Source organism: Marinobacter suaedae, assembly GCF_030519635.1.
Taxonomy (GTDB): domain Bacteria; phylum Pseudomonadota; class Gammaproteobacteria; order Pseudomonadales; family Oleiphilaceae; genus Marinobacter; species Marinobacter suaedae.
Genome location: NZ_JAUMIS010000002.1, coordinates 1,352,591 through 1,376,389, shown reverse-complemented (window position 1 = coordinate 1,376,389; position 23,799 = coordinate 1,352,591). Strand labels below are relative to the sequence as shown.

Below are 23,799 nucleotides of genomic sequence, written 5' to 3'. Positions count from 1 at the left end.
CGTACTTGAATCGGGCAAGGTAAAGTTAGCTCTTATTACTGAATTCTGCTCGAAAACGTGAAGGTAATTGAATGGATATAGCAGCTTACATGGCCGAAATCGGGCAGCAGGCCCGTGCGGCGGCAAGCGAGGTGGCTCGTTCCACCACCGCGGTGCGGAACCACGCCCTGCTGGCAACTGCGAACGAGCTGGATGCAGCCCGCAGTGAGCTGGCTGAGGCCAACGCAAAGGACTTGCGAGACGGCGAACAGCGTGGACTGGACAAAGCCATGCTCGACCGGCTGGAACTGACCCCGGAGCGCATCGACACCATGATCGAGGGGTTGCGCCAGGTCGCGACGCTGCCGGATCCGGTGGGCGAAATTACCGACATGACCTACCGCCCCTCCGGAATTCAGGTTGGCAAAATGCGCGTGCCGCTTGGGGTTATCGGCATCATCTACGAATCACGCCCGAACGTGACGGTGGAAGCCGCCAGTCTGTGCCTGAAATCTGGCAATGCGGCCATCCTGCGCGGTGGCTCCGAATCCATTCATTCCAACCAGGCTATTGCTCAATGCCTGGCTAAGGGCCTTGCGGAGGCCGGCCTGCCGGAAACCGCGGTGCAGGTGATCAAGACCACAGACCGGGCTGCCGTGGGTGAGCTTATTACCATGCCGGAGCATGTGGATGTGATCGTACCCCGGGGTGGCAAGGGGCTGATCGAGCGTATCAGCCGGGACGCCAAAGTGCCGGTGATCAAGCACCTGGATGGTGTCTGTCACGTGTACATCGACAGCCATGCCGATCCGGAAAAGGCGATTCGTGTAGCGGTCAATGCCAAGACCCAGCGTTACGGCACTTGTAACACCATGGAGACCCTGTTGGTGGATGCGGAAATCGCCAAGGATATCTTGCCGATGCTGGCGTCCGAGTTTGTGGCCAAAGGTGTGGAGTTGAGAGGCTGTGACCGGACCCGGGGAGTGATTGAGGCCAGTGTGGCGGTGGAAGGCGACTGGGAAGCCGAATATCTGGCGCCAATCCTGGCCGTTCGGGTGGTGGACGGGCTGGATGGCGCGATCGAGCACATCAATCGCTACAGCTCCCAGCATACGGACAGCATTATCACTGAGAACTATACCCGGGCGCGCCGGTTCCTGACCGAGGTGGATTCCGCGTCGGTGATGGTAAACGCGTCCACTCGCTTTGCGGATGGGTTCGAGTATGGCCTGGGTGCCGAGATCGGGATTTCGACGGACAAGATCCATGCCCGCGGCCCGGTTGGGCTTGAGGGACTGACTTCCCAGAAATACGTGGTCTTCGGGGACGGCCACATCCGGACCTGATCTCCATGCATCTCGTATACGGCGGCACCTTTGATCCCGTGCATCATGGTCACCTGCGCATGGCGCTGGAGGTGAGTGATCGGCTCGGTGGTGAACAAGTCCATCTGATGCCCTGCCATATCCCACCACACCGTGGCGGGACAGGCGCCTCTTCCGAGCAACGTTTGCGCCTGCTGGAGCTGGCAGTCGATGGTGAGCCTCAGTTGGTCGTGGATGATCGCGAGCTACGGCGGGGTGGGGCGTCCTACACGGCGGACACCCTGCGCCAATTGCGTGCGGAGCGAGGGCAGGACACGCCGCTGGCGATCATCGTCGGTACCGATGCGTTTGCCGGCTTTGACCGCTGGCGGGAGTGGCGGGCGATCCCCGAGCTTGCCCACATCATTATTGTTCGGCGGCCCGGCTACCAGTTGGATGCGCATGGTGAGCCGGCCCGGCTGCTGGCGGAACGGGGCGTGTCTGCGCCTGACGCGTTGTATGACCGGCCGTGCGGGAGACTGCTGGCGCTCGACCTGCCGTTGCTGGACATTTCGGCCACCGACATACGCGCACGCATTGGCGACGGTCGATCACCTCGTTATTTACTTCCTGAATCGGTCTGGCGGGAGATTCGTGCTCAGGGACTGTACAGTGCGTGCCCCGACAGGAACTTTTAGTGCTACAATCGCGTCTGAATAGGGCTTATGGGGATGCCATTCCGGCAGGTCCCGTCTAACAGGGTGATTATGCACGCAGAGCAGCTGAAAGATCTCGTCGTTAACGCACTTGAAGAAGTAAAAGCACAGGATGTCAGTGTGATTGATGTCCGTGACCGTACCAGCGTTACCGACTTCATGGTTCTGGCATCCGGAACGTCTAACCGTCATGTAAAATCTCTGGCCGACTCAGTGGTCGCGGACGCCAAGGAAGAAGGCGTACGAGCCAGCAACGTTGAGGGCGGTGCCACCAGCGACTGGATTCTGGTCGACCTCGGGGATGTTGTTGTCCACGTCATGATGCCCGCAACGCGGGAATTCTACGATCTGGAGCGCTTCTGGCGAGATGCTCCGGACCTGGGTGCTGCGGGCAGCGAATAAGCATGCGTTTACGTCTGATCTGCGTGGGGCAGAAGATGCCCGACTGGGTCAGTACGGGGTATAGCGATTACGCCCGCAGGATGCCGCCGGAGCTGCCTCTGGAACTGGTGGAGGTTCCTATGGCCCACCGAGGCAAAAACCCGGATATCCCCAGACTGATGCAAAAGGAAAGTGACGCCCTTCTGGCCGCCGCTGGTCCGAAAGACCGGGTGGTTGCACTGGAGGTAGGCGGCCGTCCGTGGACCACTGAAAAACTGGCCAGTCAGCTGGAAAACTGGCAGCAGGATGGTCGGGACGTCAGTTTCTTTGTTGGCGGGCCGGACGGTTTGGCCGACGCCTGTCGCCAACGGGCCGATCAGCAATGGTCACTTTCGCCGCTAACCCTGCCTCATCCCCTGGTTCGTATTGTGGTGGCCGAACAGCTGTACCGGGCCTGGTCGATCACCCGCAACCATCCTTATCACCGGGCCTAGGACGTTATCATGCCGTGGGGTGAATTCAAGGATACCGCCGCAGAGCGACGCCTTTTCCAGCGTCGTACCATGGTCATGCTGACGCTGGTGTTCGTTTGCCTGACAGGGCTGTTGGCCCGTATGTACCAGCTGCAGGTAATCGAACACGATATCTACACCACGCTTTCCGACAAGAACCGGGTGCAAGTACAGTCGGTTCCGCCTCCCCGTGGCCTGATCTACGATCGTAACGGCATTCTGTTGGCCGAAAACCGGCCCGTATTCAGCGTAACCCTGGTGCCAGAGCGGGTTGACGGCATGGACGAAACCATCGCCAACCTGGGTAACATTCTCGATGTGTCCGAAGAGGATCTGGAGCGATTCGAACGCCGGCTTCGCGAGCCTCGTCGGCCGTTCCAGGAAATCCCGCTCCGCTACGATCTCACTGACGGGGAAATCGCCCGTCTGGCGGTGCACCGACACGAGCTGCCGGGGGTAGAGGTCAAGGCAGAGCTGGTCCGCTACTACCCACACAGCGAACTGACGGCCCATGCCCTGGGCTTCGTCGGCCGCATTAATCGGGACGAGCTTCAGCGCATTGACCCGGTCAATTACGCCGGCACCAACTACATCGGCAAATCCGGGATTGAACGCTTCTACGAGGAAATTCTCCACGGTCAGGTGGGCTACCAGCACGTAGAAACCAACGCACGAGGGCGGACGCTCCGGGTGCTTGAGCGGGAAAATCCGGTGCCGGGTGAAGACCTGAAACTGCATCTGGACCTGCGATTGCAACAACGGGCTCACGAACTTCTGGATGGCCGGCGTGGTGCCATCGTGGCCATTGAGCCGGAGACCGGGGGAATCCTCGCGCTGGCCAGCGTGCCGGGCTTCGACGCCAATAAATTTGTGACCGGTATCAGTGTCAAAGATTACCGGGCCCTGAGCGAGAGCAGGGACAAGCCACTGTTCAACAGAGCCTTGCGAGGGCAATACCCGCCGGGTTCCACCCTCAAACCGATGCTGGCGATTGCCGCACTGGACAGTGACGTAACTACCCGGGATTACACCATCTGGGACCCGGGTTACTTCCGTCTGAACGAGAGCGGGCGCCGGTATCGCGACTGGAAGCGCGGTGGTCATGGCTGGGTCGACCTGATGGATGCCATGGCGGAGTCCTGCGATATCTATTTCTATGAGGTGGCTGTGAAAATGGGCGTGGATACCATGCACAGCTACCTGTCCCACTTTGGCTTCGGGGAAGACGCCGCACTGGATGTTTCCGGGGCGCTCAGTGGTTTGCTGCCTTCCCGGGACTGGAAACGGGCCATGCGTAATGAGCCCTGGTATCCGGGGGACTCGGTCAACCTGGGGATAGGTCAGGGCTTCATGCTGGCGACCCCTCTGCAGCTGGCAACCGCCACGTCGTTGATTGCTAATCGTGGCATCTGGTCTGAGCCGCGGCTTCTGCGGGATATCGAGGGCGATACGCCGGTGGAGACGTATCTGCCGGAACAAACCCACGAGCCGCTGAAACTGGATAACCCGGATGACTGGGAGTTTGTCGTCAGGACCATGGAGGAGGTCATGCACGGTCGCAAGGGCACCGCACGCAAAGCCGGAGCGGATTCGTCCTATCGTATGGCCGGAAAAACCGGGACTGCTCAGGTGTTCAGTCTGGCAGAAGATGAAGAATACGATGCCGAGGAAATCAGGGAGCGTCTGCGAGACCATGCCCTGTTCGTGGGCTTTGCACCGGTTGACAATCCAAAGATTGCCGTAGCCGTCATTGTAGAGAACGGCGGCGGAGGCAGCAGCACGGCCGCACCGGTTGCCCGAGAGCTTTTTGATGCCTGGCTGCTGGAGTTTGGCCAGCAGCCAGAGTCGCTGGTGAGTGATGTACGATCCCAGGGAGTAAACGATGGCAGCGAATGATCTTGTAGATTCTGCCGGAAACGGCGGGCTGGGGCGTCCGCGAGGCATCTGGGCGGCCTTGCATCTTGATCCGCTCCTGCTGTTCCTGTTGACCGCACTGGTCTGTGGCGGGTTGTTTATCCTGTACAGCGGAGCTGACAGGAACATCGATGTCGTCAAGGCGCAGGGCATTCGTCTGGGGGTGGCTTTTGTCGTCATGCTCGTTTTCGCTCAGCTTGACCCGGCGGTGTTCCGGCGCTGGGCGCCGTGGCTCTACATTGCGGGGGTCGGCGCCCTGATCGCCGTCCTGCTGGTGGGGGTGGGTGCCAAGGGCGCCCAGCGCTGGCTGGCACTGCCGGGGCTGCCCCGGTTCCAGCCATCGGAAATCATGAAGCTGGTGGTTCCGATGATGGCGGCCTGGTATTTGTCACGGCACTATTTACCCCCTCGTAACCGGCATGTATTCGTCGGTCTGGCGATTGTGCTGGTGCCGATGGTGATGATCATGCAGCAGCCGGACCTTGGTACCTCGTTGCTGGTGGGCATGGCCGGCATTTTCGTGGTGTTCTTTGCCGGCATCAGCTGGAAGCTCATTGCTGCATTCGCGGCGCTGGTGGGCGTGTCTGCGCCGGCCATGTGGTTCTTCGTCATGCGTGAGTACCAGAAGCAGCGGGTGCTGACCTTGCTTGACCCCCAGAGTGATCCGCTCGGCGCGGGCTGGAATATCATTCAGTCGAAAACCGCCATCGGGTCCGGTGGCATCGAGGGCAAAGGCTGGCTGCAGGGCACCCAGTCTCACCTGGAGTTCCTGCCGGAGAGCCATACGGATTTCATCGTGGCGGTGTTGGCGGAAGAGTTCGGGTTCATCGGGGTGACCGTACTCATGATTCTGTATTTCCTGATTATCCTGCGCTGCCTGTACATCTCCGTGACCGCGCAGGATTCCTTCAGCCGGTTGCTGGCCGGTGCCCTGACCATGACCTTCTTTATTTACATTTTCGTCAATGTAGGCATGGTGAGTGGGCTGCTGCCGGTGGTCGGCGTGCCTCTGCCACTGATCAGTTACGGGGGGACGTCGGGCGTGACGCTGATGGCGGCCTTTGGTGTTCTCATGTCCATCCAGACACACCGAAGAATGATTACTGCCTGAACCTGCGAGGTAATCGTGGCGGCAGGGTAATGGTGAATCTGAGATATAACCCGTTACAATGTAGAAGCAAGTCCAGTAGCGGCATTGATCTGGCGAATAACAAGAGGAAATCCGGACGGTGAACAACAGGCTCCTGTTTTCATGTATGTTTGTGGTGAGTGCGTTGGTGCTGGGCGGATGTGGTTCGGCACCGAAAACTGACCATTCATCACGCTATACCCTGACTCAGGACCGCGCACCGGCAGGCAATTTCGATGCCTCAGGGCTGGTGGATGCCCGTCCGATGTATGAGAAACCAAGGCGGGCGGGCAATAAATCTCCCTACACCGTCTGGGGCAAACAGTACAATGTGCTTGGCAGTAACGACGGCTATGTAGCCCGCGGAACGGCCAGTTGGTATGGAGAAAAATTTCACGGTCACAAGACCTCGAACGGCGAGGTTTTTGACATGTACACCATGACAGCAGCGCATAAGTCCCTGAGAATTCCGAGTTATGCGCGCGTAACGAACCTGGACAACGGACGTTCGGTCATTGTTCGTGTGAATGACCGCGGCCCTTTTCACGGTGATCGGCTGATTGATCTGTCCTACGCTGCGGCGAAGAAACTGGGATACCAGGCCCGGGGCACCGCACGGGTTGAAGTGGCAGCCATTACGGTCCGGCCTGATGGTTCCATGTTCCTCGCGGGCCAGCCGTTTGTGCCCGGAGACAACGTACGACCCGCGGATAACCCCGTTGCGGCCGGTGGACTGGTCGGCTCAGCCAACCAGGCGTTGTTTGTCCAGCTGGGTTCGTTCAGCAGCCGGGATCCGGCCGAGCGGCTTCTCGGGCAGGCGCGCGCCGTACTCCAGGACCCGATGCGGGTTCGTTCGATTGACACCGGCGCCGGACGTTTCCACCGGGTGCAGGTAGGCCCGTTTATCGATGAAGACAGCGCCCGCCGGACACAGAGTCTGCTGGAAGACCGCGGGTTTTCACAGACCATCGTACTGACTGATCATCACTGATTTCGAATTCCACGAAACACACCTGACGACGAACGAAAAGACTCATGGCCCTTAAACGATTGCTTCATTCTTTTTCCGTGATCCTTATTCTGCTGCTTTCGGGCAACGCATTGGCCCAGGCCGTGCTGATCCCATCGCCGCCCCAGATTGCCGGCAGCTCCTACGTACTCATGGATCCGAAAAGTGGTCAGATCATCATGGAGGAAAACAGCCATGAACGACTGCCACCGGCCAGCCTGACCAAGATGATGACCGCGTACATCGTCGAGCGGGAGCTGGACGAGGGCCGGATCAGTATGTCCGATATGGTGCCGATCAGTGTTCGGGCGTGGAAGACCGAGGGATCTCGTACTTTCGTGCGTGAAGGTACCAGCGTACCGGTGGAAACCCTGCTCAAGGGCGTCATTATTCAGTCTGGCAACGATGCTTCAGTGGCGCTGGCGGAGTTCGTCGCCGGCAGTGAAGGGGCCTTCGTCGATATCATGAACCAGCAGGCCCAACTGCTGGGCATGAAGGACACCAGTTTTGCCAACGCCACCGGTTTGCCGGCGGAAGACCATTACTCCACGGCTTACGACCTGGCATTGCTCGCCAAGGCAATCATTAACGATTACCCGGAAAACTACCCGATCTACGCTGAAAAACAGTTCACCTACAACAACATTCGCCAGCCCAACCGGAACAGCCTGCTGTGGCGTGATGACAGCGTGGATGGCCTGAAAACCGGTCATACGGAAGAAGCGGGTTACTGTCTCGTGGCCTCAGCCAAGCGCAACGATACCCGGTTTATCGCCGTGGTGATGGGTACCAGCAGTGCCGAAGCCCGCGCCCAGGAAGTCCAGAAGATGCTCAATTTCGGCTTCCGCTATTACGAAAGCGAGCGTCTGTTCAGTGCCGGCCAGGAGCTCATGGAAGCCCGGGTCTGGGGTGGTCAGTCTGACCAGTTGTCGGTTGGTTTGATTGAGGACGCCTTTGTCACCATTCCGAGAGGTTCCCGCGGCAACCTTGAGTCCACCGTGGACTTGGATTCTGTCATCAAGGCCCCCATTAAGGCGGGAGACGAGCTTGGCCGTGTCCGGGTAGCCCTTGAAGGAGAAGTGTTGGTGGATCAGCCGGTGCTGGCGCTGACCGATGTGCCGGAAGGTGGTTTTATCAAACGCATCTGGGACGCCATCAAGCTCTTCTTCTTCCAGTTATTTCAGTGAGGGTGACCAGCGTCCCCTGGGGAGTATCACGGCATGAGTGAGCCGAAAGCACCAAAAATCGAGTTTCCCTGTGACTATGTCATCAAGGTCATTGGAAACGCCGCGCCGGATTTCACCGACTTTGTGGTCGAAGTGGTCGAGCGTCACGCACCCGGTATCGACGAATCCCGTATTTCAGTCAACGAGAGCAGCAAGGGCCGATTTTCATCGGTCCAGTTGAAGATCGTCGCCACCGGCGAGCCCCAACTCAAAGCGCTGTTTGAGGAACTCAAGGCCAGTGGCCGCGTACATATGGTGCTTTGAGGGCGCTTTGCGTCTCCAATAACTTCCGCCTGTTGCCCGGGCCAGAGGCACAATGGTTTCTGGTCCGGCTGTTTTCACTGATCTGCGACATTCTTCCCTGTCACTACCATTCCTGTTCAGAGGCCAGGTTGCCGCCTACATTGATGGTTGAGCAAAACTCAGTTGGTATTTTAGGAGAGTAAGATGGACAGACTGAATGGAAAAGTTGCGGTTCTGACCGGCGCCTGCGGTGGAATAGGCCTGGAAATTCTGAAAAAGCTGGTCAGTGAGGGCGGCAAGGTACTGGCGGTTGACCTGTCAGAGGAAGGGCTGGCGGCAGTAAAGGCAGAACATGGCGATGCGGTGGATACGGTGGTCGTGGATGTGACCGACTACGATCAGGTTGCCGGAATGATGGCTCGGGCGGCAGAACGGTTCGGGCATCTGGACATCGTCATCAACAATGCGGGAATCGGTGTTCCGAAGCCGTTGCTTGATCACGACCCCATTGCGGATTTTGAGGGCGTGACGGCGGTAAATCAGAAGGGCGTGTATTACGGCATTCTGGCGGGCGCACGGCAATTCAGGACCCAGGGAACCGGAGGTGTCATTCTTAACACTTCCTCGGTCTATGGTCATATGGCGTCCGAATTGACCTTTACGTATAACGTCAGTAAAGCCGCCGTAGACATGATGACCAAGTGCGCCGCATTGGAGCTTGGTCCGGCGGGCATCCGGGTGTGTGCGGTTGCACCAGGGCGAGTGGATACGCCGTTGCTGCGCAAATACGAAGAGCTTGGGCTGTGGGACCATATCCGTCGGGAGCAGATGCGCCAGACGTTTACTCAGCCTGAGGAAATCGCCAATGTGGTTGCGTTCCTGGTCAGTGATGAGGCCAACTGCATCAATGGTTGCACCGTTTACGCTTCCGACGGTTTTGAAAATTTCAAATTTCCATTGCTGGGCTCCTAGGCGTTCCCAGCAAGAGTATCTATCCGGAGGGCTGTTGTTTTCATCACGATATGAAGAATCTGATTGTTCGTTCCCTTGGGCAACAGCCCTATCTGGAAACCTGGGAAGCCATGAAGTCATTCACGGCGGATCGCGACGACAGTACTGTGGATGAGCTCTGGTGCCTCGAGCATCCGCCCGTCTATACCCAGGGGCAGGCGGGTAAGGCTGAGCACATCCTGGCACCGGGCGATATTCCGGTCGTCCAGGTCGACCGGGGCGGGCAGGTGACCTATCACGGCCCCGGCCAACTGGTCATTTACCTTTTGATCGACCTGAGCCGGCGCAAGCTCGGGGTTCGCGCACTGGTGGACAAGATTGAGCAGGCGCTCGTACGAACACTTGCTGAGCTGGATATCGAGTCAGCACCCCGACCGGATGCACCCGGGGTCTACACCGGTGATGCCAAGATCGCTTCGCTTGGTCTGAGGGTTCGACGGGGATGTTCCTTCCATGGACTGGCTTTGAACGTGGATATGGACCTGGAACCCTTTGCCCGAATCAACCCCTGTGGCTACGCTGGTATGCCCATGAGCCAGGTTAGGGACTCTGTTCCGGGTGCCACGGTGGCTGATCTCGAAAGGCGGCTGGTCGCGCATTTGTGCGAGGGACTGGGCGCATCAGAGGTTGAGCACCGGGAGGGCTGGTAGGTCCTGGTCCCGCCTGCTAGATGTCAGGCGGGGGCTTCGGCCTCGTGGGCGCAGACCCGGTTTCGTCCCAGTGATTTTGCCTTGTACAGGGCCTCGTCGGCGCGCTGCAGGAGGCCGTCAATGGACTCCGACGGATGAATGCTGGCCACGCCAACGCTGATCGTGGCCGCCACTGGTTGACCATCCACATCGACGGATGAGGTCGCAATCTGCTTGCGAATACGTTCGGCCATCTGAAGGGCTTCCCCGGTTTCCGTTTCCGGCAACACCACCAGATATTCCTCGCCACCCCAACGGGCCATGGTGTCGATCTTGCGGCACTGATCACGCAGGGTCTGGGCCACCAAGACAATCACCTGATCGCCGATATGGTGACCATGGGTATCGTTCACCGATTTGAACAGGTCGATGTCCATGAGCAGGATGGCGAACGTGCGGGCGTTCCGTCGATAACGGGCGAATTCCTGCTCCAGTTGCGCTACGGCTTCCCGGCGGTTGGCGAGGCCGGTGAGGGTGTCGTGCTTGGCCGCATATTCAAACTTCGATGCCAGGCTGATCAGCTCCTGCCGGGCCCGGCGACGACTCTGGTCCAGTACGAAACAGGTGAACATCTCGAACCCCAGCGCAGCAAGCATCAGCAGCCGGAAGCTCGGGTCATGGGCAGGGGCAAACAGGGCGTCACCGACGGGACTGAATAGCAACACCAGGCCAATAAAACCACCTGCACAGGCAATGACACCGGTCCGGGCATCGTGAATGTAAAAGACAATGGGGGGGTAGGCAAACAGCCAGAGGATCGCCGCGCCATTTTCCGGCCCCTGCACGGCCAGGTATGTGAATAACACGGTAATCAGGATGAGGAAGCCGCGACGGAGCAGGGTGATGTTCTCGAGCGTCCAGTACAGGACACTATTGAAAGCGAGCAGAACTGCCACTGTGAGTAGCAGCGGCGAGGTGATCCAGTCACCTTGAAGTCCAGAGCGCCAGGCAAAGAACACGAGCAGCGGAATGGCGGCAGCCGTCAGCCAATTGATCAGGATCGGTACCGGGATTTCGCCCGGAACCCGACATTCGCCTGTATCGGGCGTCGTTGGTGTGTCTCTGTTCATGATTTGTCTTGTTGTTTTTGTCATTTGCCTGGTAACCGCTCGTTGTCTCGGTTCTGAAGCGCTAAGCTGGGCCAGAACCGTAATGCACGCGTAAACTGTAACCAATACACAGGTCTATCGTTTCGGCACTGCAGGCGCATTGGCCTGGAGGCCGTTGTGCTGCTGGCGGACGGGTTAGGTTACGCCGCGCAGCTATTCGTATAATGGTCCAAGCCGTCGTGAACGGCAAAATTCTCGGAACCGGATAGGTCGCCCATGTCATCCAGACGTTCAGGAAAATCTGTCTCCCGCATCAAAACCGGCAGCTTCGAGCGCAGGCTCAGCCTGACGAGGGCTGGTCTTTTCGCTGGTACACGCTTGGCCTCGCATATGGCCACCAACTGGATAGGCAGTAAGGAAAAGCGGGAAGAGAAGCACCGCGCGATGCTGTCGAACCAGGCCCGTTTCCTGGTGCACGAACTTGGGCAGCTGAAGGGCAGTGTGGTCAAGATCGGTCAGGTTATGGCGTTGTATGGTGAGCACTTCCTGCCGGAGGAAGTCACAGAAGCTCTGCACACGCTGGAAGATCAAACGACATCGCTGGAGTGGCCTGCTATTGAGAAGGTTCTCAAGGATGAATTGGGAAACGATAGACTGGCCGAACTGGACGTGGATCCCGATCCGATCGGAGCTGCGTCACTGGGACAGGTGCACCGGGCGGTCCGTCGCAGCGATGGTCTGGAGCTGGTACTGAAAGTCCAGTATCCGGGTGTGGCGGATGCCGTGGACAGTGATCTGAATGCCGTCGCCCAGCTCTTGAAAGTGGCCCGGCTGGTCAGCATGGGGCCCGAGTTCAATGATTGGCTGGAAGAGGTCCGGGAGATGATGCACCGCGAGGTGGACTATCGCCTGGAAGCCAGAACCACCGAGAAATTCCGAAAGATGCTGTCGTCCGACCCGCGCTTCATCGTACCGCGTGTGTTGCAGGAGTACTCGACCGCCCACATCATTGCATCCACCTTCGAGCATGGCCACTCGCTCAACTCGAAGCCCGTCAGGGACTTGCCTCTGGAGCGGCGGAGTGCGCTGGGCAAGGCCGCGCTGGAGCTGTTCTTTCGGGAGCTGTTTGTCTGGGGCGAGATCCAGACCGATCCCAACTTTGGCAATTACCGGATCCGTTTCGCCGGCGAGGACGGTGACGACCCGGGTTACGACCGTGTCGTCCTGCTGGATTTCGGTGCAGTGCAGTCCTATACCGATGAGTTCCTTGATCCGGTGCGCCAGATGATTCGGGCCTCCTACGAGAACGATCTGGATGCCGTCATCGACGGGGGCGTGAAACTTCGCTTCATGAGCCGGGACTGGCCAGAGGAGGTGCTGGAAACATTCGGGTCGGTCTGTATGTCGGTGCTGGAGCCGCTGGCGCCCGACCACAACGAATGGCCCGACTACGCGGTCAACGGGCAGGGAGAGTACCGCTGGAAACAGAGTGACTTGCCATCAAGGGTCGCCCGCCGTGCGGCTCGATCAGCCATCAGCCGCTATTTCCGGGTACCGCCAAAAGAATTTGTGTTCCTGAACCGCAAACTGATTGGCGTCTACACCTTCATTGCCGTCCTGCACTCGGAATTCAATGGCGAACATTTGCTGCGCAAATATCTGTATCAGGATCCGGCCGATGACGCTTCGGCAACCAGCCAGAGCACAAAGGCGTAGCGCAGGCCTTTGCCGATGCCCACCAGAATGACGAAATTGAGCCACGGCACGCGCATAATGCCGCCCACCAGTGTCAGTGCATCCCCGCCCAGTGGCAGCCAGCCCAGCAGCAGGGACCACTGACCATAGCGGTTGAAGCGCGCCCGCGCCTGTTCCAACTGCTGTTCAGTAATGGGAAACCAGCGTTTTTCCTTAAAGCGATCCACTTGCCTGCCGATAACCCCGTTAACCACGGAGCCCAGGGTATTGCCGAGCGTGGCCCAGAACCAGAGCCACCAGTACGACAGTCCCTGACTGACGAGTGTGCCTAACAGAATTTCAGAGTACGCAGGGAGAAGGGTGGCAGCGGCAAAGGCCGTCAGGAAAAGCGTTAAATACGCCAATCGGGTCTCCTTGAGGGAAGATTTCAAATTTCTTCACGAAAGTTATCTCATACGATGAGACAGCTCTCCCTCCAATTCAAACTCTTTGTCTTTGTGATCGCGCTGAGGCCAATCTGGGCCGTCCGTTACAGGGGCGAAAGTCCGTCATCCATGGCTCCGCCCTATGGCTGTCATTTAAAGCCTCAATTTTCAAAATTTCTTAGTCGTGAGATCATTCCGCCATCAATTATTAGCATGCATCAGTAACTCTGATGCGCAGGAGTGAGTTATGGATCAGGTTACGATCTACGGCCGTGCCAGTTGCGGTTTCTGCCTGAGGGCGAGAGGCCTGTGTGAAGCCAAGGGGCTGCCATTCACCTGGGTGGATATGATGGAAGAGGGTCTGACTAAGGAAGATATCGCAGCAAAGATCGGTCGACCGGTTTACACGGTACCGCAAATTCTGGTGGGAGACCGGTACATCGGCGGGTGCGATGATTTCTTCGCCTTTGTTCGTGAGAATGAAGCAGCGCTGGCAACTTGAGCATTTGAATTTGTGCACTAATAAAAAACGCCCGGCTCTCAGGCCGGGCGTTTTTTTGGAGCGGATTAAATCTCGAAGTCGGTTTTCAGCTTCTTGTCCACCAGCTGATTTTTCAGCTTGGCGACTCGTGGCAGGCCGTTATCAAACGGCGGGAAACTTTCACCGGCAATCAGTGGGGAGAGGTATTCACGGCAGTCCTGAGTGATGCCGAAGCCGTCATCCGTGATGTAGTGGATAGGCATCTTTTTCTCTTGGTTGGCGACTTCGCTCAGGGGCGCTTCACCAATCTTCCACCTGTAGGGTCCACCCTGCTCGCGAACGATGGTTGGCATAACCGCCTGCTTGCCGCTAACGGCCATTTCTACGGCCGCCTTTCCTACCGCATAGGCCTGCTCAACGTCGGTGCCGGAGGCAATGTGGCGGGCGCTACGTTGCAGGTAGTCTGCGACGGCCCAGTGGTATTTGTGGCCAAGTGCCTGCTTTACCATGTTGGCCAGCGCCGGCGCGACGCCACCCAGCTGTGTGTGGCCGAAGGCATCCTTGGCACCGGCGTCCGCGAGGAAGCGACCGTCTTCGTACTGGGCGCCTTCGGATGCCACGATGACGCAGTAGCCATATTCTTTGACGCAGTGGTCAACGCGAGCCAGGAAGGCTTCGCGATCGAACGGAATTTCCGGGAACAGGATGATGTGAGGGGGTTCGCCTTCACGCTGGCCTGCCAGGCCACCTGCTGCTGCGATCCAGCCAGCGTGACGGCCCATCACTTCCAGGATGAATACCTTGGTGGATGTCTCGCACATGGACTTGATGTCCAGGCTGGCTTCCAGGGTGGAGGTGGCGATGTACTTGGCCACGGAACCAAAGCCCGGACAGCAGTCGGTAAACGGCAGGTCGTTGTCGACGGTTTTGGGCACACCAATACAGGTAATCGGGTAGCCCATCTTGTCGGCGAGCTGGGACACCTTATACGCGGTGTCCTGGGAGTCGCCGCCGCCGTTATAGAAGAAATAGCCAATGTCGTGAGCACGGAAGACTTCGATCAGGCGCTCGTATTCACGGCGATTCTCGGAGATGTTCTTGAGCTTGTAGCGGCATGAGCCAAAGGCGCCGCCCGGTGTATGAATCAGCTCGTGAATCGCGTCGTCGCTCTCCAGGCTGGTATCAATCAGCTCTTCCTTAAGCGCACCCAGAATGCCATTGCGACCGGCGAACACCTTACCAATCTTGTCCGGATGTTTGCGGGCGGTCTCAATGACGCCACAGGCACTGGCGTTGATGACGGCGGTCACACCGCCAGACTGAGCGTAGAATGCATTCTTGATGGCCATCTTGGGCTGAAGCCTCCTGCTGGTTCGATAATCGCGCAGATGATACGCCAAAAGGCGCCGATTTTCATGAGCAGGATTGCGGATGGCGCGGCTCTTGACGGGGTGGAACGGATACGGGAGTCTTGTCGGACTTTAAGACTAAGGAAGTATTCTGGCATGCATATTCATATTCTGGGCATCTGCGGCACCTTTATGGGGAGTCTGGCTGTCCTGGCCCGAGAGCTGGGGCATACGGTCACCGGTTCGGATCAGGGGGTCTACCCGCCCATGAGCACCCAGCTTGAGGCACAGGGAATCGAGCTGATGGAAGGGTATAGTGCCGATCACCTGGAACCGAAGCCGGATCTGGTGCTGATTGGCAATGCCATGTCCCGGGGTAACGCCGAGGTTGAGGCGGTGCTCAACCAGAATATCGATTACATGTCCGGACCAGAATGGCTGGCTCGTGAGGTCCTGCGTCATCGCTGGGTTCTGGCGGTGGCGGGCACCCATGGCAAGACAACTACAACCTCCATGCTCTTGTGGATACTGGAGCAGGCAGGATTCGAGCCGGGATACCTCGTTGGTGGTGTGCCCAAAGACTTTCCGGTGTCGGCCCGGCTGGGCAAAAGCGATTTTTTCGTCATTGAAGCCGATGAATACGACAGTGCGTTTTTCGATAAGCGTTCCAAGTTTGTTCACTACCGACCGCATACCCTGATTCTGAACAATCTGGAATTCGATCATGCGGACATTTTTGACAACGTGGAAGCCATCGAGCGGCAGTTCCACCACCTGGTCCGCACCGTACCCTCCAAAGGGTTGATTGTTCGCCCCGCAGTGGACGAGCACCTCGATAACGCCCTCGCGATGGGCTGCTGGAGCCCGGTGCAGGATACGGCCATCGGCAGTGAGATTTCCCGGGCCTCGGACTGGCGTGCCGAGCTGTTGTCAGAAGACGGGAGCCGGTTCATGGTGATACATCATGAGCAGCCGGTCGCAACGGTCAACTGGCCGCAAACCGGCATGCACAATGTGCGTAATGCGCTGGCGGCGATCGCGGCAGCGCGGCATGTGGGCGTGACTCCGGATCATGCGGTGGCTGCCTTGTGTCGATTCTCCGGCGTTAAGCGACGCATGGAGCTCCTGGCGGATGTTGGAGGTGTGCGCGTCTACGATGATTTCGCTCATCACCCCACCGCGATAGCCACCACGCTCGAAGGGCTGCGTGCGCAGGTGGGCGAGGAGCCCATCGTGGCGCTCATCGAGCCCCGTTCCAATACCATGAAGCAGGGGGTTCACCAGCAAACCTTGTTGCCGAGCGCCGCGGCCGCCGATCAGGTGTTGTGGGCGAATCTCAACGACATGGACTGGCTGGAAACGCTGGTGTCGGAGTGGTGCGCTGCCGGAGCAACGTCAGACCAGCATCGCGTTGAATCCACCGTGGAGGGATTGATTGATCAGGCGCTTGCAGATCTGTCAGGGCCTTGTCACATCGTCATCATGAGTAACGGTGGCTTTGGCGGAATTCACGGCAAATTGGTGGGCGAGCTGAAGCGTCGTCTTGGCTGAGATCGCAGGAACGGGGATGAACGGGATGTCTGAACAGGTTCGAACGATCAATCTGGCGATAACGGGAGCGTCCGGAGCCCAGTACGGGTTGCGGCTGCTGGAGTGTCTGGTGGCGGCCGGTTGCCGGGTCAACGTGATGGTGAGCCGGGCGGCACAGGTGGTGATCGCCACTGAAACCGACCTCAAGCTCCCGGGCACACCTCCGGCCATGCAGGCGGCCCTCGCCGAATGGGCCGGAGCCGAGTCCGGGCAAGTGTTGGTGTTCGGTCGGGAAGACTGGTTTGCGCCGCCGGCGTCGGGTTCCGGTGAAAAGGCGCCGATGATTGTCTGTCCCTGCAGCACCGGTACGCTGTCTGCTCTGGCGACCGGTGCCAGCAACAATCTCATCGAACGGGCAGGGGACGTGGCGCTGAAAGAGCGCCGGCCTCTGATTCTGGTTCCCCGGGAAGCGCCTTACTCGGAAGTTCACCTGGAAAACATGCTCAAGCTCACCCGCATGGGTGCGGTGATCTTGCCGGCCAGTCCGGGGTTCTATCACAAACCTGAATCAGTCCAGGACCTGGTCGACTTTGTCGTGGCCCGACTTCTGGATCATCTTGATGTTCCCCAAACCCTGATGCCCCGCTGGGGTGAAGCACGTGCGGAGCGCAAACGGGACAGCTGATTCGGGCGGCAGCGATGCTTTTGGTCAGCCCGATTGATGGTTTTCACCATTGAGACCTGAGCCCCCTCGGCCGAGACTTGGTGCCATATAAACACAACACTGGCCAAGTACCGAGGTTCCACATGATTCCACGCACCCTTTTCGATGCCGATCTGGAGAGTTTCCGGGATTCTGTCCGAAAATTCCTTGAGCAGGAAGCCGCGCCCTACCACGAGCAGTGGGAAAAGGATGGGCAGGTCAGCCGTGAGCTCTGGCACAAGGCCGGAGAACTCGGGTTCCTGTGCCCCACGATTCCGGAGGAATATGGCGGTGTCGGCGCGGATTTCCGGTACAGTGCTGTGGTCATGGAGGAAGTCTCGCGAGCCGGATTGTCCGGTATTGGCTGGGGCCTTCATTCAGACATCGTGGCGCCCTATATTCTCAATCACGGCACTGAAGATCAGAAAAAGCACTACCTCCCCAAGCTGGTTTCCGGCGAGATGATCACCGCCATCGCAATGACGGAGCCGGGCGCCGGGTCCGATCTGCAAGGCATCAAAACGACAGCGGTAAAACAGGGTGATGAATACATCCTCAACGGTTCCAAGACCTTTATTACCAACGGACAGCTGGCCGATCTGGTCATCGTAGTGGCTAAAACCGATCCGCGTGAAGGCGCCAAGGGCATCAGTCTGCTGCTCGTTGAATCCGAATGGGATGGGTTCGAAAAAGGACAGAATCTGCAGAAAGTAGGGATGAAAGCGCAGGACACCTCCGAGCTGTTCTTCCAGGACGTGAGCGTGCCGTTAACTCACTTGCTGGGCCCGATGGAAGGGCAGGGCTTCTTTCAGCTCATGCAGGAACTCCCCGCCGAGCGTCTGCAGGTAGCCATTGCGGCGGTGGCGGCGGCCGAGGCTGCATGGCAGTGGACGCTGGATTACGTGAAAGAGCGCAAGGCGTTCGAAAAGCCCGTGATCGCATTCCAGAACACGCGCTTCAAGCTGGCGGAGCTGAAGGCGGAAATCACTGCTGCCCGGGTCTTTACTGACCGGTGCCTTGAGCTGCATCTGGACAAGAAGCTGGATATCCCGACGGCTGCCATGCTCAAGCAACACACCACAGATCTGCAATGCCGTGTGATGGACGAGTGTGTCCAACTCCATGGCGGCTATGGCTATATGTGGGAATACCCCATTGCCCGGGCCTGGGCGGATTCCCGGGTGCAGCGTATTTATGCCGGCACCAATGAAATCATGAAGGAGATTGTGGCTCGCTCCTTTTGAGAGTGGCCACTTCAGGGAAAAGTTTTAACCATCTATTCCGGGGCACTCTCTGCAGATTTCAGAAAAGCGTCTCTGAGGAAGCTGAGTATTGCCTGGCCCTCTGACCTCAAGGGGACATCCCTGACCTTGAGGTCTTTTCTGAGAGATGCGCGAACGGCCCTATCTGAAGGAAACATCTTCATCCACCGGAGGCGTCGCGCTACCACGGTCGAAAATAACACCTCTGATACTTAAGTTTACAATTTGCCAAACCAGTCAAGGTCTCCGGTACCCACTTCACCTAAAGTAGCGGCACAACCTCTAAAAAGGATAAATGGTTGCCGCAATGAAACGCTTTCCTTCTCTCTCTGTCCCTGTAATTGCCCTCGCTCTCGCTGGTTGCGGCGAAGAGTCCGCTGTATCGCCTGTGGATGGGCGGGAGTTTGATGGAGATAGGTATGCGGAATTGGCTCCATACACTGGGCGGGTCATTGATGGTTACCTAAAAAATGCCCGGGTTTGGCTGGATATGGATGGTGACAGTCAGTACACATCGGGGCCGATGCTTATCACTCTGGATAACGGCAATGAGGTAGTGCTGGAATCGGGCGAGCCAACAGCTATGAGTGGGGCTGGCGGCAGGTTCTCCCTGGATATCTCAGAGTTTGAGATTTCTGCAGACGTAGGGCCGAATCTTGATCCGAGGGATTACCCTTTGTTTGCGCTGATTTTGCCCGGTAAAACCCTGGAGGAAGCCCATAGCGGGGACGTTCCGGTGGAGGGCGCCTATATGCTATCGGCTGCCCCCGGAGTCCGTAATGTTACCCCCTTGAGCATGTTGGCGCGTTTTCGAAGAATGTTTTTCTTGCCCGATTTTTCAGGCAGCAGTCTGCCTGAAGGGCTCTCTAGTCTTAACTTGGTCCGTGATTATATTCAGGCAGGGGATGAACAAGCGCATGCTTATGCTCAGACTTTTGCACGGTTTTTGGCGAGCCAGTTTCCCGAAAGCTACAGCGGCGTTCTGGAGCAGGCAAATGCCAATGGAACCGAGCGCTTTTTAAGCGAGGAAGCGGCTCACCTCCTTGGTATTTCATTGGTTAAATACGCCAGCACACTCGTTGATCTGGTGGATAATGCCGCGTTGCAGGGTGGGTATCCGAATGTCGATATAAAGGCGCTTAGTCTTCCCGGTGCCTCCATTGATCTGAATGATCCGGTTTTGGTGACCGGCCAACGGATTTATGCCTACCCCAGTTCTCAGAGCAATTTGCCCATATCAGGATCGAGTCTGGATGAATCTGCACAGCTCACTTTCTTTTATAGTGAAGATGGCCGGATTCAATCGGTGGACGTCGACGGATGTATCGTTCCCTCCATGGCTGAATTGGCGCGCTTAGTAAAACACAACGGATATATGGCGGAGTTGGATACTCAGTGGATGCCTTCAGTCTCGCTTGCGTTCAATGAGAGCTTGATGCAGTTCAACAATGATCGCGAAGTCGATGAGCGTCTTGAGTTTGACTGGGATAATCAGCGAATCTTGTTCGATAGCGCGACGACGTGTCACCAGAACCTCGGCATTGAGGCTGGTTCAGAGCTTGGTGGTGTGCCGGAAGTCACCTATATCTGGGAATTTATTGGTGGCGAGGTGAAGTTGGTTTCGCAGATGCGGGGGGCAAACGATTCGCTCTTCACCAGGGAATATGTCACCAATTCATCGTCGGCTGTGCATGCACTTTCCGGGTTTTCTCTCTCGGATAGTGATGGCGACATCGCATCCCTAGACTTCGTGGGTGGCGTTTCGGCTTGTCCACCTCCAGCGGAATCCGATGCTGGGGCAAGTCACCTCGTCAGTGCTTATCAACCGTACGCCTTCACCACGAGTTCAGGCAGTCTCGACAATGCAGTCTCTGAACTTGATGTACGCTCATTCGGGATTGATCTGCCCTCGGATAGCTTTGGTGTCCAGCGCTTACTAAGATTTGGGTTTCTCGACCAAGATATGGCTGGGTTGCCCAATGTGAATGTGGACAGTGGTTTTGAGTGGCAAATGTTTTATGAAGCTGTCGAAGGTCCAGGCTTTGTGCCGGAACAGCCCAATCTGATTGCCAAAGCTGAGTTGCTTAGGTATGCAGGGGTTAAGGGCTGCAGTCGTGTGTTTGAGCCGGCTAGCAGTGGGCTGTTTGCTTCGGTTAGATATTCCTATCAAAGACTATCAGACCACCTGATAGGACGGCTGCAATAGACGGCGCCCCGTCACTTTCTCCCGCCTATTTAAGACGCGCAAGCAGAACAGATAAGGTCAATACTTGATGAGTGATTAATCTTTAAGGGAAGTTTAGGAATATCGCCATTTCTTGAGGAAAGAAATGGTGCCGAGGAGAGGACTTGAACCTCCACGGGGTTGCCCCCACTAGCACCTGAAGCTAGCGTGTCTACCAATTTCACCACCTCGGCAGGTGATTTGCAGAGCCGCTCGGTTTGTTGAAAACCTCGCTCGTCTGCCGCTGTTGAGGAGTGCCCCTCAACCGATGGCGCGTACTTTAATGATTCCCTCAAAACCTGTCAAACATTTTTTGGGAAAAATTTTCTCAAGCTAATACTCCCTGTTTTATGCCGTGGTAAGTCCTTGTTGGGCAGGGAGGCGTTACCAGCGTTATACTTCACGCCATACGACACATCCGTGCCGCTTTCAACAAGGATTCGAATGGTTTCCAGGAAGAAAAATGTAAGTGACCCTCACGCAAGTCGTGAGGCGCAGAAGTACGACAACCCTATCCAGAGTCGTGAATTTATCCTCGCCCATCTCAAGGACCGGGGGGCTCCTGCGACTCACGAGACGTTGTGTTCAGAGTTAGGACAAGCGTCTGCAGATGGCATTGAGGCGCTGCGCCGTCGTTTGATTGCCATGTGTCGTGATGGCCAGTTGATCTGCAACCGACGCGGCGCTTACTTGCCCATTGAAGAAGCGGATCTGGTGACCGGGAAAATCATCGGCCACAAGGACGGTTTCGGCTTTTTGTCCCCGGATGACGGCGGAAGTGATCTTTTTCTTACTGCCCGTCAAATGCGGCAAGTCTTTCATGGCGACCGGGTCGCAGCCCGGGTTGATCGGGTGGATGACCGGGGGCGCCGGGAGGGCGTGATTGTTGAGGTACTGGAGCATCGTACCCAGCAGACGGTCGGTCGCTTCTTCAAAGAGAGTGGCATCAATTTCGTGGTTCCGGAAAACAGCCGCATAAACCAAGAGGTTCTGGTGCCGGATGAGAGTGCCGGCAACGCCAGGCACGGTCAGTATGTGGTGGTTGAGATCCTGCGTCAGCCCACGATAAGGCGTCAGCCGACCGGTAAGGTGGTTGAGGTCCTGGGTGAGCACATGGCACCGGGCATGGAAATCGATGTGGCCATCCGGTCTTACGATATCCCACATGCCTGGTCCCAGGCACTCGGAGATCAGGTTGCGGCCATTCCTGATGAGGTCCAGGAGAAGGATAAGGCCAATCGTGTCGATATTCGTGACCTGCCTCTTGTGACCATCGACGCTGAAACAGCTCGCGATTTTGACGACGCCATTTACTGTGAGTCTCGCCCTCGGGGTGGTTACCGCCTGGTAGTGGCCATAGCGGACGTATCGCACTATGTCCGCCCCGGCTCGCCGCTGGATGACGAGGCCGTGCGCCGTGGTAACTCGGTGTATTTTCCGGATCACGTGGTGCCCATGCTGCCGGAGAAACTGTCGAACGGGCTGTGTTCGCTGAATCCGGACGTGGACCGTTTGTGCATGGTGGCGGATATGACCATCAGTGCAGCCGGTAGTATCAGCGGTTACACCTTCTATCAGGCCGTCATGCGCAGCCATGCGAGGCTGACCTATACCAAGGTCAGCGACATGCTGGAGCGGCCGGATTCTGAACCTGGCTACCGGTTGGCGGAGCAGTATGCGGATCTGTTGCCGCATCTGCATAACCTTTACGCCCTCTACAAGTTGTTGCGTAAGGCTCGAACAGAGCGTGGTGCCATTGATTTTGAGACGACGGAAACCCGGGTCGTGTTTGATGCCCAGCGCAAAATTGAAGAGATCGTGCCGATCCATCGCAACGATGCTCACAAGATTGTCGAAGAGTGCATGCTGTGCGCCAATGTAGCGACGGCCCGATTCCTGAAAAAGCACAAAATGCCGGCGCTCTATCGGGTGCACGATGGTCCTTCGGAAGATCGCCTGATGGCTCTGCGCCTTTTCCTGGGGGAACTTGGCTTGTTCCTTGGGGGTGGTGACAAGCCGACCTCCGCCGATTATCAGGCCCTCCTTGCTCAGGTGGCTGATCGCCCGGATGCCCACGTCATACAGACGGTGATGCTCCGGTCGCTCAGTCAAGCTGTGTACAGTCCCGACGAGAGCGGACACTTCGGGCTTGGTTTTGCCAGCTATACGCATTTCACTTCGCCCATTCGTCGTTATCCGGATCTGATTGTTCATCGGGCAATCAAGTCGCGGATTCATAATCCGGACGTGACCAAGGATGTGGTGACGCCTCCCCACCAGGATCCGGAACTGGCTGAATACCCCTACGATCATGCGCAAATGGTTCAGATGGGTGAACACACCTCCATGACCGAGCGCCGGGCCGACGATGCCACCCGGGATGTTATGGCGTGGTTGAAGTGTGAGTTCCTCAGGGATCACGTCGGTGAGGAATTTGATGGCATCATTGCGGCAGTTGTTCCCTTTGGCTTCTTCGTGGAGTTGAACGATGTCTACATCGAGGGGTTGGTGCATGTCTCCACCCTCAGTGGTGATTACTTCCATCACGATTCGGCGAAACACCGGCTGATCGGTGAGCGAACAGCGGTGAGCTTCCGGTTGGGGGACGAAGTCCGGGTTAAAGTGGTACGAGTGGATCTCGAGGATCGGAAGATCGACCTGGAGCTGGTCAGTCAGCCGCGGCGCCGTCGAGCAGATCTTGATGCCCTCGAGGTTTCTCGGCGTGAGGCCGGTAAAAAATCGAAGCGTGCTGAGAAAGCGTCTGGCAAGAAAACAGGTCGTCGGAAGTCGTCGTCCAATGGGCAGTCTGCGTCAGCGCGCAAGGACGGCCGCAAGCCACAAGCCGGCAGTGCCAAAGATCGCCTGGTGGCCGAGGCGGCCCGTGAGGCCGGAAAAAAACAAAAAGGGGATGGTGATCGCTCATCGGGCGGGCTGCGCCGCCCCAGAAAATCCAGCAAGTAACAGGGGC

General features: G+C 57.5%; 21 protein-coding genes and 1 tRNA gene. 18 read left to right on the top strand and 4 right to left on the bottom strand.

Features of this window, described 5'->3' with window-relative positions; translation table 11 throughout:
* The first annotated feature begins 71 nt into the window (after positions 1-71).
* From QVZ43_RS15165 to lipB, 11 genes are all read left to right on the top strand, one after another.
* A complete protein-coding gene (locus QVZ43_RS15165) occupies positions 72-1,325 on the top strand; it encodes a glutamate-5-semialdehyde dehydrogenase (protein ID WP_302910598.1) in 1,254 nt (417 codons plus the stop codon).
* A 5-nt stretch (positions 1,326-1,330) separates the two neighbouring features.
* A complete protein-coding gene (nadD, locus tag QVZ43_RS15160; protein WP_302910597.1) occupies positions 1,331-1,981 on the top strand; it encodes a nicotinate-nucleotide adenylyltransferase in 651 nt (216 codons plus the stop codon).
* A gap of 69 nt (positions 1,982-2,050) precedes the next feature.
* Positions 2,051-2,401 carry a ribosome silencing factor gene (gene rsfS / locus QVZ43_RS15155; RefSeq protein ID WP_223792729.1) on the top strand — a complete coding sequence of 117 codons (351 nt, stop codon included), beginning with the start codon at positions 2,051-2,053 and terminating at the stop codon, positions 2,399-2,401.
* A 2-nt stretch (positions 2,402-2,403) separates the two neighbouring features.
* The gene (gene rlmH, locus QVZ43_RS15150; protein ID WP_302910596.1) at positions 2,404-2,874 is read left to right on the top strand and encodes a 23S rRNA (pseudouridine(1915)-N(3))-methyltransferase RlmH; all 471 of its coding nucleotides are present in this window, start codon (positions 2,404-2,406) and stop codon (positions 2,872-2,874) included.
* Between the two features lie 9 nt (positions 2,875-2,883).
* Positions 2,884-4,788: a penicillin-binding protein 2 gene (mrdA, locus tag QVZ43_RS15145; RefSeq protein WP_302910595.1), complete on the top strand. Its 1,905-nt coding sequence runs from the start codon at positions 2,884-2,886 to the stop codon at positions 4,786-4,788.
* Positions 4,775-5,917: a rod shape-determining protein RodA gene (gene rodA, locus QVZ43_RS15140; protein ID WP_223792732.1), complete on the top strand. Its 1,143-nt coding sequence runs from the start codon at positions 4,775-4,777 to the stop codon at positions 5,915-5,917. Before mrdA ends, rodA begins: the two co-directional genes overlap by 14 nt.
* Before the next feature lie 145 nt (positions 5,918-6,062).
* Complete coding sequence (locus QVZ43_RS15135; RefSeq protein WP_263282914.1) at positions 6,063-6,926, top strand: septal ring lytic transglycosylase RlpA family protein; 864 nt, start codon at positions 6,063-6,065, stop codon at positions 6,924-6,926.
* A gap of 44 nt (positions 6,927-6,970) precedes the next feature.
* Positions 6,971-8,131 (top strand): D-alanyl-D-alanine carboxypeptidase family protein, encoded by a 1,161-nt coding sequence (locus tag QVZ43_RS15130; RefSeq protein ID WP_223792734.1) that lies wholly within the window; start codon positions 6,971-6,973, stop codon positions 8,129-8,131.
* 33 nt (positions 8,132-8,164) lie between these two features.
* Entirely contained in the window at positions 8,165-8,434 is a 270-nt protein-coding gene (locus QVZ43_RS15125; RefSeq protein ID WP_302910594.1) for an HP0495 family protein, read from the top strand.
* A gap of 183 nt (positions 8,435-8,617) precedes the next feature.
* The gene (locus tag QVZ43_RS15120; protein WP_302910593.1) at positions 8,618-9,385 is read left to right on the top strand and encodes an SDR family NAD(P)-dependent oxidoreductase; all 768 of its coding nucleotides are present in this window, start codon (positions 8,618-8,620) and stop codon (positions 9,383-9,385) included.
* A gap of 50 nt (positions 9,386-9,435) precedes the next feature.
* On the top strand, positions 9,436-10,074 hold the full coding sequence (lipB, locus tag QVZ43_RS15115) for a lipoyl(octanoyl) transferase LipB (protein WP_302910592.1): 639 nt from the start codon (positions 9,436-9,438) through the stop codon (positions 10,072-10,074).
* 23 nt (positions 10,075-10,097) lie between these two features.
* On the opposite strand, the gene QVZ43_RS15110 is transcribed toward lipB, so the two are convergent.
* Positions 10,098-11,183 carry a GGDEF domain-containing protein gene (locus tag QVZ43_RS15110; protein WP_302910591.1) on the bottom strand — a complete coding sequence of 362 codons (1,086 nt, stop codon included), beginning with the start codon at positions 11,181-11,183 and terminating at the stop codon, positions 10,098-10,100.
* 255 nt (positions 11,184-11,438) lie between these two features.
* On the opposite strand from QVZ43_RS15110, the gene QVZ43_RS15105 reads away from it, so the two are divergent.
* On the top strand, positions 11,439-12,878 hold the full coding sequence (locus QVZ43_RS15105; RefSeq protein ID WP_302910590.1) for an ABC1 kinase family protein: 1,440 nt from the start codon (positions 11,439-11,441) through the stop codon (positions 12,876-12,878).
* Here QVZ43_RS15105 and QVZ43_RS15100 read toward each other — a convergent pair.
* Complete coding sequence (locus QVZ43_RS15100; protein ID WP_302910589.1) at positions 12,827-13,261, bottom strand: YqaA family protein; 435 nt, start codon at positions 13,259-13,261, stop codon at positions 12,827-12,829. The two genes, QVZ43_RS15105 and QVZ43_RS15100, sit on opposite strands and share 52 nt — an antisense overlap.
* A 268-nt stretch (positions 13,262-13,529) precedes the next feature.
* On the opposite strand from QVZ43_RS15100, the gene QVZ43_RS15095 reads away from it, so the two are divergent.
* On the top strand, positions 13,530-13,784 hold the full coding sequence (locus QVZ43_RS15095) for a GrxA family glutaredoxin (protein ID WP_302910588.1): 255 nt from the start codon (positions 13,530-13,532) through the stop codon (positions 13,782-13,784).
* A 65-nt stretch (positions 13,785-13,849) separates the two neighbouring features.
* Here the strand turns inward: QVZ43_RS15095 and QVZ43_RS15090 are convergent, their stop codons facing one another.
* Complete coding sequence (locus QVZ43_RS15090) at positions 13,850-15,112, bottom strand: 6-phosphofructokinase (RefSeq protein WP_302910587.1); 1,263 nt, start codon at positions 15,110-15,112, stop codon at positions 13,850-13,852.
* Positions 15,113-15,268: 156 nt separating this feature from the next.
* Between QVZ43_RS15090 and mpl the strand changes: the two genes are divergently transcribed.
* The 4 genes from mpl (at position 15,269) to QVZ43_RS15070 (ending at position 20,813) form a co-directional block, all read left to right on the top strand.
* Entirely contained in the window at positions 15,269-16,663 is a 1,395-nt protein-coding gene (gene mpl, locus QVZ43_RS15085; protein ID WP_223792743.1) for a UDP-N-acetylmuramate:L-alanyl-gamma-D-glutamyl-meso-diaminopimelate ligase, read from the top strand.
* A gap of 16 nt (positions 16,664-16,679) precedes the next feature.
* Positions 16,680-17,327, top strand: coding sequence for a flavin prenyltransferase UbiX (locus QVZ43_RS15080; protein WP_420890921.1), 648 nt, complete (start codon positions 16,680-16,682; stop codon positions 17,325-17,327).
* A gap of 122 nt (positions 17,328-17,449) precedes the next feature.
* Positions 17,450-18,589 carry an acyl-CoA dehydrogenase family protein gene (locus tag QVZ43_RS15075; RefSeq protein WP_223792745.1) on the top strand — a complete coding sequence of 380 codons (1,140 nt, stop codon included), beginning with the start codon at positions 17,450-17,452 and terminating at the stop codon, positions 18,587-18,589.
* 313 nt (positions 18,590-18,902) lie between these two features.
* Positions 18,903-20,813 carry a hypothetical protein gene (locus QVZ43_RS15070; RefSeq protein ID WP_302910585.1) on the top strand — a complete coding sequence of 637 codons (1,911 nt, stop codon included), beginning with the start codon at positions 18,903-18,905 and terminating at the stop codon, positions 20,811-20,813.
* Positions 20,814-20,938: 125 nt separating this feature from the next.
* On the opposite strand, the gene QVZ43_RS15065 is transcribed toward QVZ43_RS15070, so the two are convergent.
* Positions 20,939-21,025, bottom strand: a tRNA-Leu gene (locus QVZ43_RS15065).
* Positions 21,026-21,275: 250 nt separating this feature from the next.
* On the opposite strand from QVZ43_RS15065, the gene rnr reads away from it, so the two are divergent.
* Entirely contained in the window at positions 21,276-23,792 is a 2,517-nt protein-coding gene (gene rnr, locus QVZ43_RS15060; RefSeq protein WP_302910584.1) for a ribonuclease R, read from the top strand.
* Positions 23,793-23,799 lie beyond the last annotated feature (7 nt).

Excerpts from the sequence above, each read along its gene's own strand:
- QVZ43_RS15095 (WP_302910588.1), top strand. The coding sequence starts at position 13,530 with ATGGATCAGGTTACGATCTACGGCCGTGCCAGTTGCGGTTTCTGCCTG.
- QVZ43_RS15130 (WP_223792734.1), top strand. The coding sequence starts at position 6,971 with ATGGCCCTTAAACGATTGCTTCATTCTTTTTCCGTGATCCTTATTCTG.
- rodA (WP_223792732.1), top strand. The coding sequence starts at position 4,775 with ATGGCAGCGAATGATCTTGTAGATTCTGCCGGAAACGGCGGGCTGGGG.
- QVZ43_RS15105 (WP_302910590.1), top strand. The coding sequence starts at position 11,439 with ATGTCATCCAGACGTTCAGGAAAATCTGTCTCCCGCATCAAAACCGGC.
- mpl (WP_223792743.1), top strand. The coding sequence starts at position 15,269 with ATGCATATTCATATTCTGGGCATCTGCGGCACCTTTATGGGGAGTCTG.
- QVZ43_RS15110 (WP_302910591.1), bottom strand. The coding sequence starts at position 11,183 with ATGAACAGAGACACACCAACGACGCCCGATACAGGCGAATGTCGGGTT.
- QVZ43_RS15165 (WP_302910598.1), top strand. The coding sequence starts at position 72 with ATGGATATAGCAGCTTACATGGCCGAAATCGGGCAGCAGGCCCGTGCG.
- lipB (WP_302910592.1), top strand. The coding sequence starts at position 9,436 with ATGAAGAATCTGATTGTTCGTTCCCTTGGGCAACAGCCCTATCTGGAA.
- mrdA (WP_302910595.1), top strand. The coding sequence starts at position 2,884 with ATGCCGTGGGGTGAATTCAAGGATACCGCCGCAGAGCGACGCCTTTTC.
- rsfS (WP_223792729.1), top strand. The coding sequence starts at position 2,051 with ATGCACGCAGAGCAGCTGAAAGATCTCGTCGTTAACGCACTTGAAGAA.
- QVZ43_RS15120 (WP_302910593.1), top strand. The coding sequence starts at position 8,618 with ATGGACAGACTGAATGGAAAAGTTGCGGTTCTGACCGGCGCCTGCGGT.
- rnr (WP_302910584.1), top strand. The coding sequence starts at position 21,276 with ATGGTTTCCAGGAAGAAAAATGTAAGTGACCCTCACGCAAGTCGTGAG.
- nadD (WP_302910597.1), top strand. The coding sequence starts at position 1,331 with ATGCATCTCGTATACGGCGGCACCTTTGATCCCGTGCATCATGGTCAC.
- QVZ43_RS15070 (WP_302910585.1), top strand. The coding sequence starts at position 18,903 with ATGGTTGCCGCAATGAAACGCTTTCCTTCTCTCTCTGTCCCTGTAATT.
- QVZ43_RS15125 (WP_302910594.1), top strand. The coding sequence starts at position 8,165 with ATGAGTGAGCCGAAAGCACCAAAAATCGAGTTTCCCTGTGACTATGTC.
- QVZ43_RS15135 (WP_263282914.1), top strand. The coding sequence starts at position 6,063 with ATGTTTGTGGTGAGTGCGTTGGTGCTGGGCGGATGTGGTTCGGCACCG.
- QVZ43_RS15090 (WP_302910587.1), bottom strand. The coding sequence starts at position 15,112 with ATGGCCATCAAGAATGCATTCTACGCTCAGTCTGGCGGTGTGACCGCC.
- QVZ43_RS15075 (WP_223792745.1), top strand. The coding sequence starts at position 17,450 with ATGATTCCACGCACCCTTTTCGATGCCGATCTGGAGAGTTTCCGGGAT.
- rlmH (WP_302910596.1), top strand. The coding sequence starts at position 2,404 with ATGCGTTTACGTCTGATCTGCGTGGGGCAGAAGATGCCCGACTGGGTC.
- QVZ43_RS15080 (WP_420890921.1), top strand. The coding sequence starts at position 16,680 with ATGAACGGGATGTCTGAACAGGTTCGAACGATCAATCTGGCGATAACG.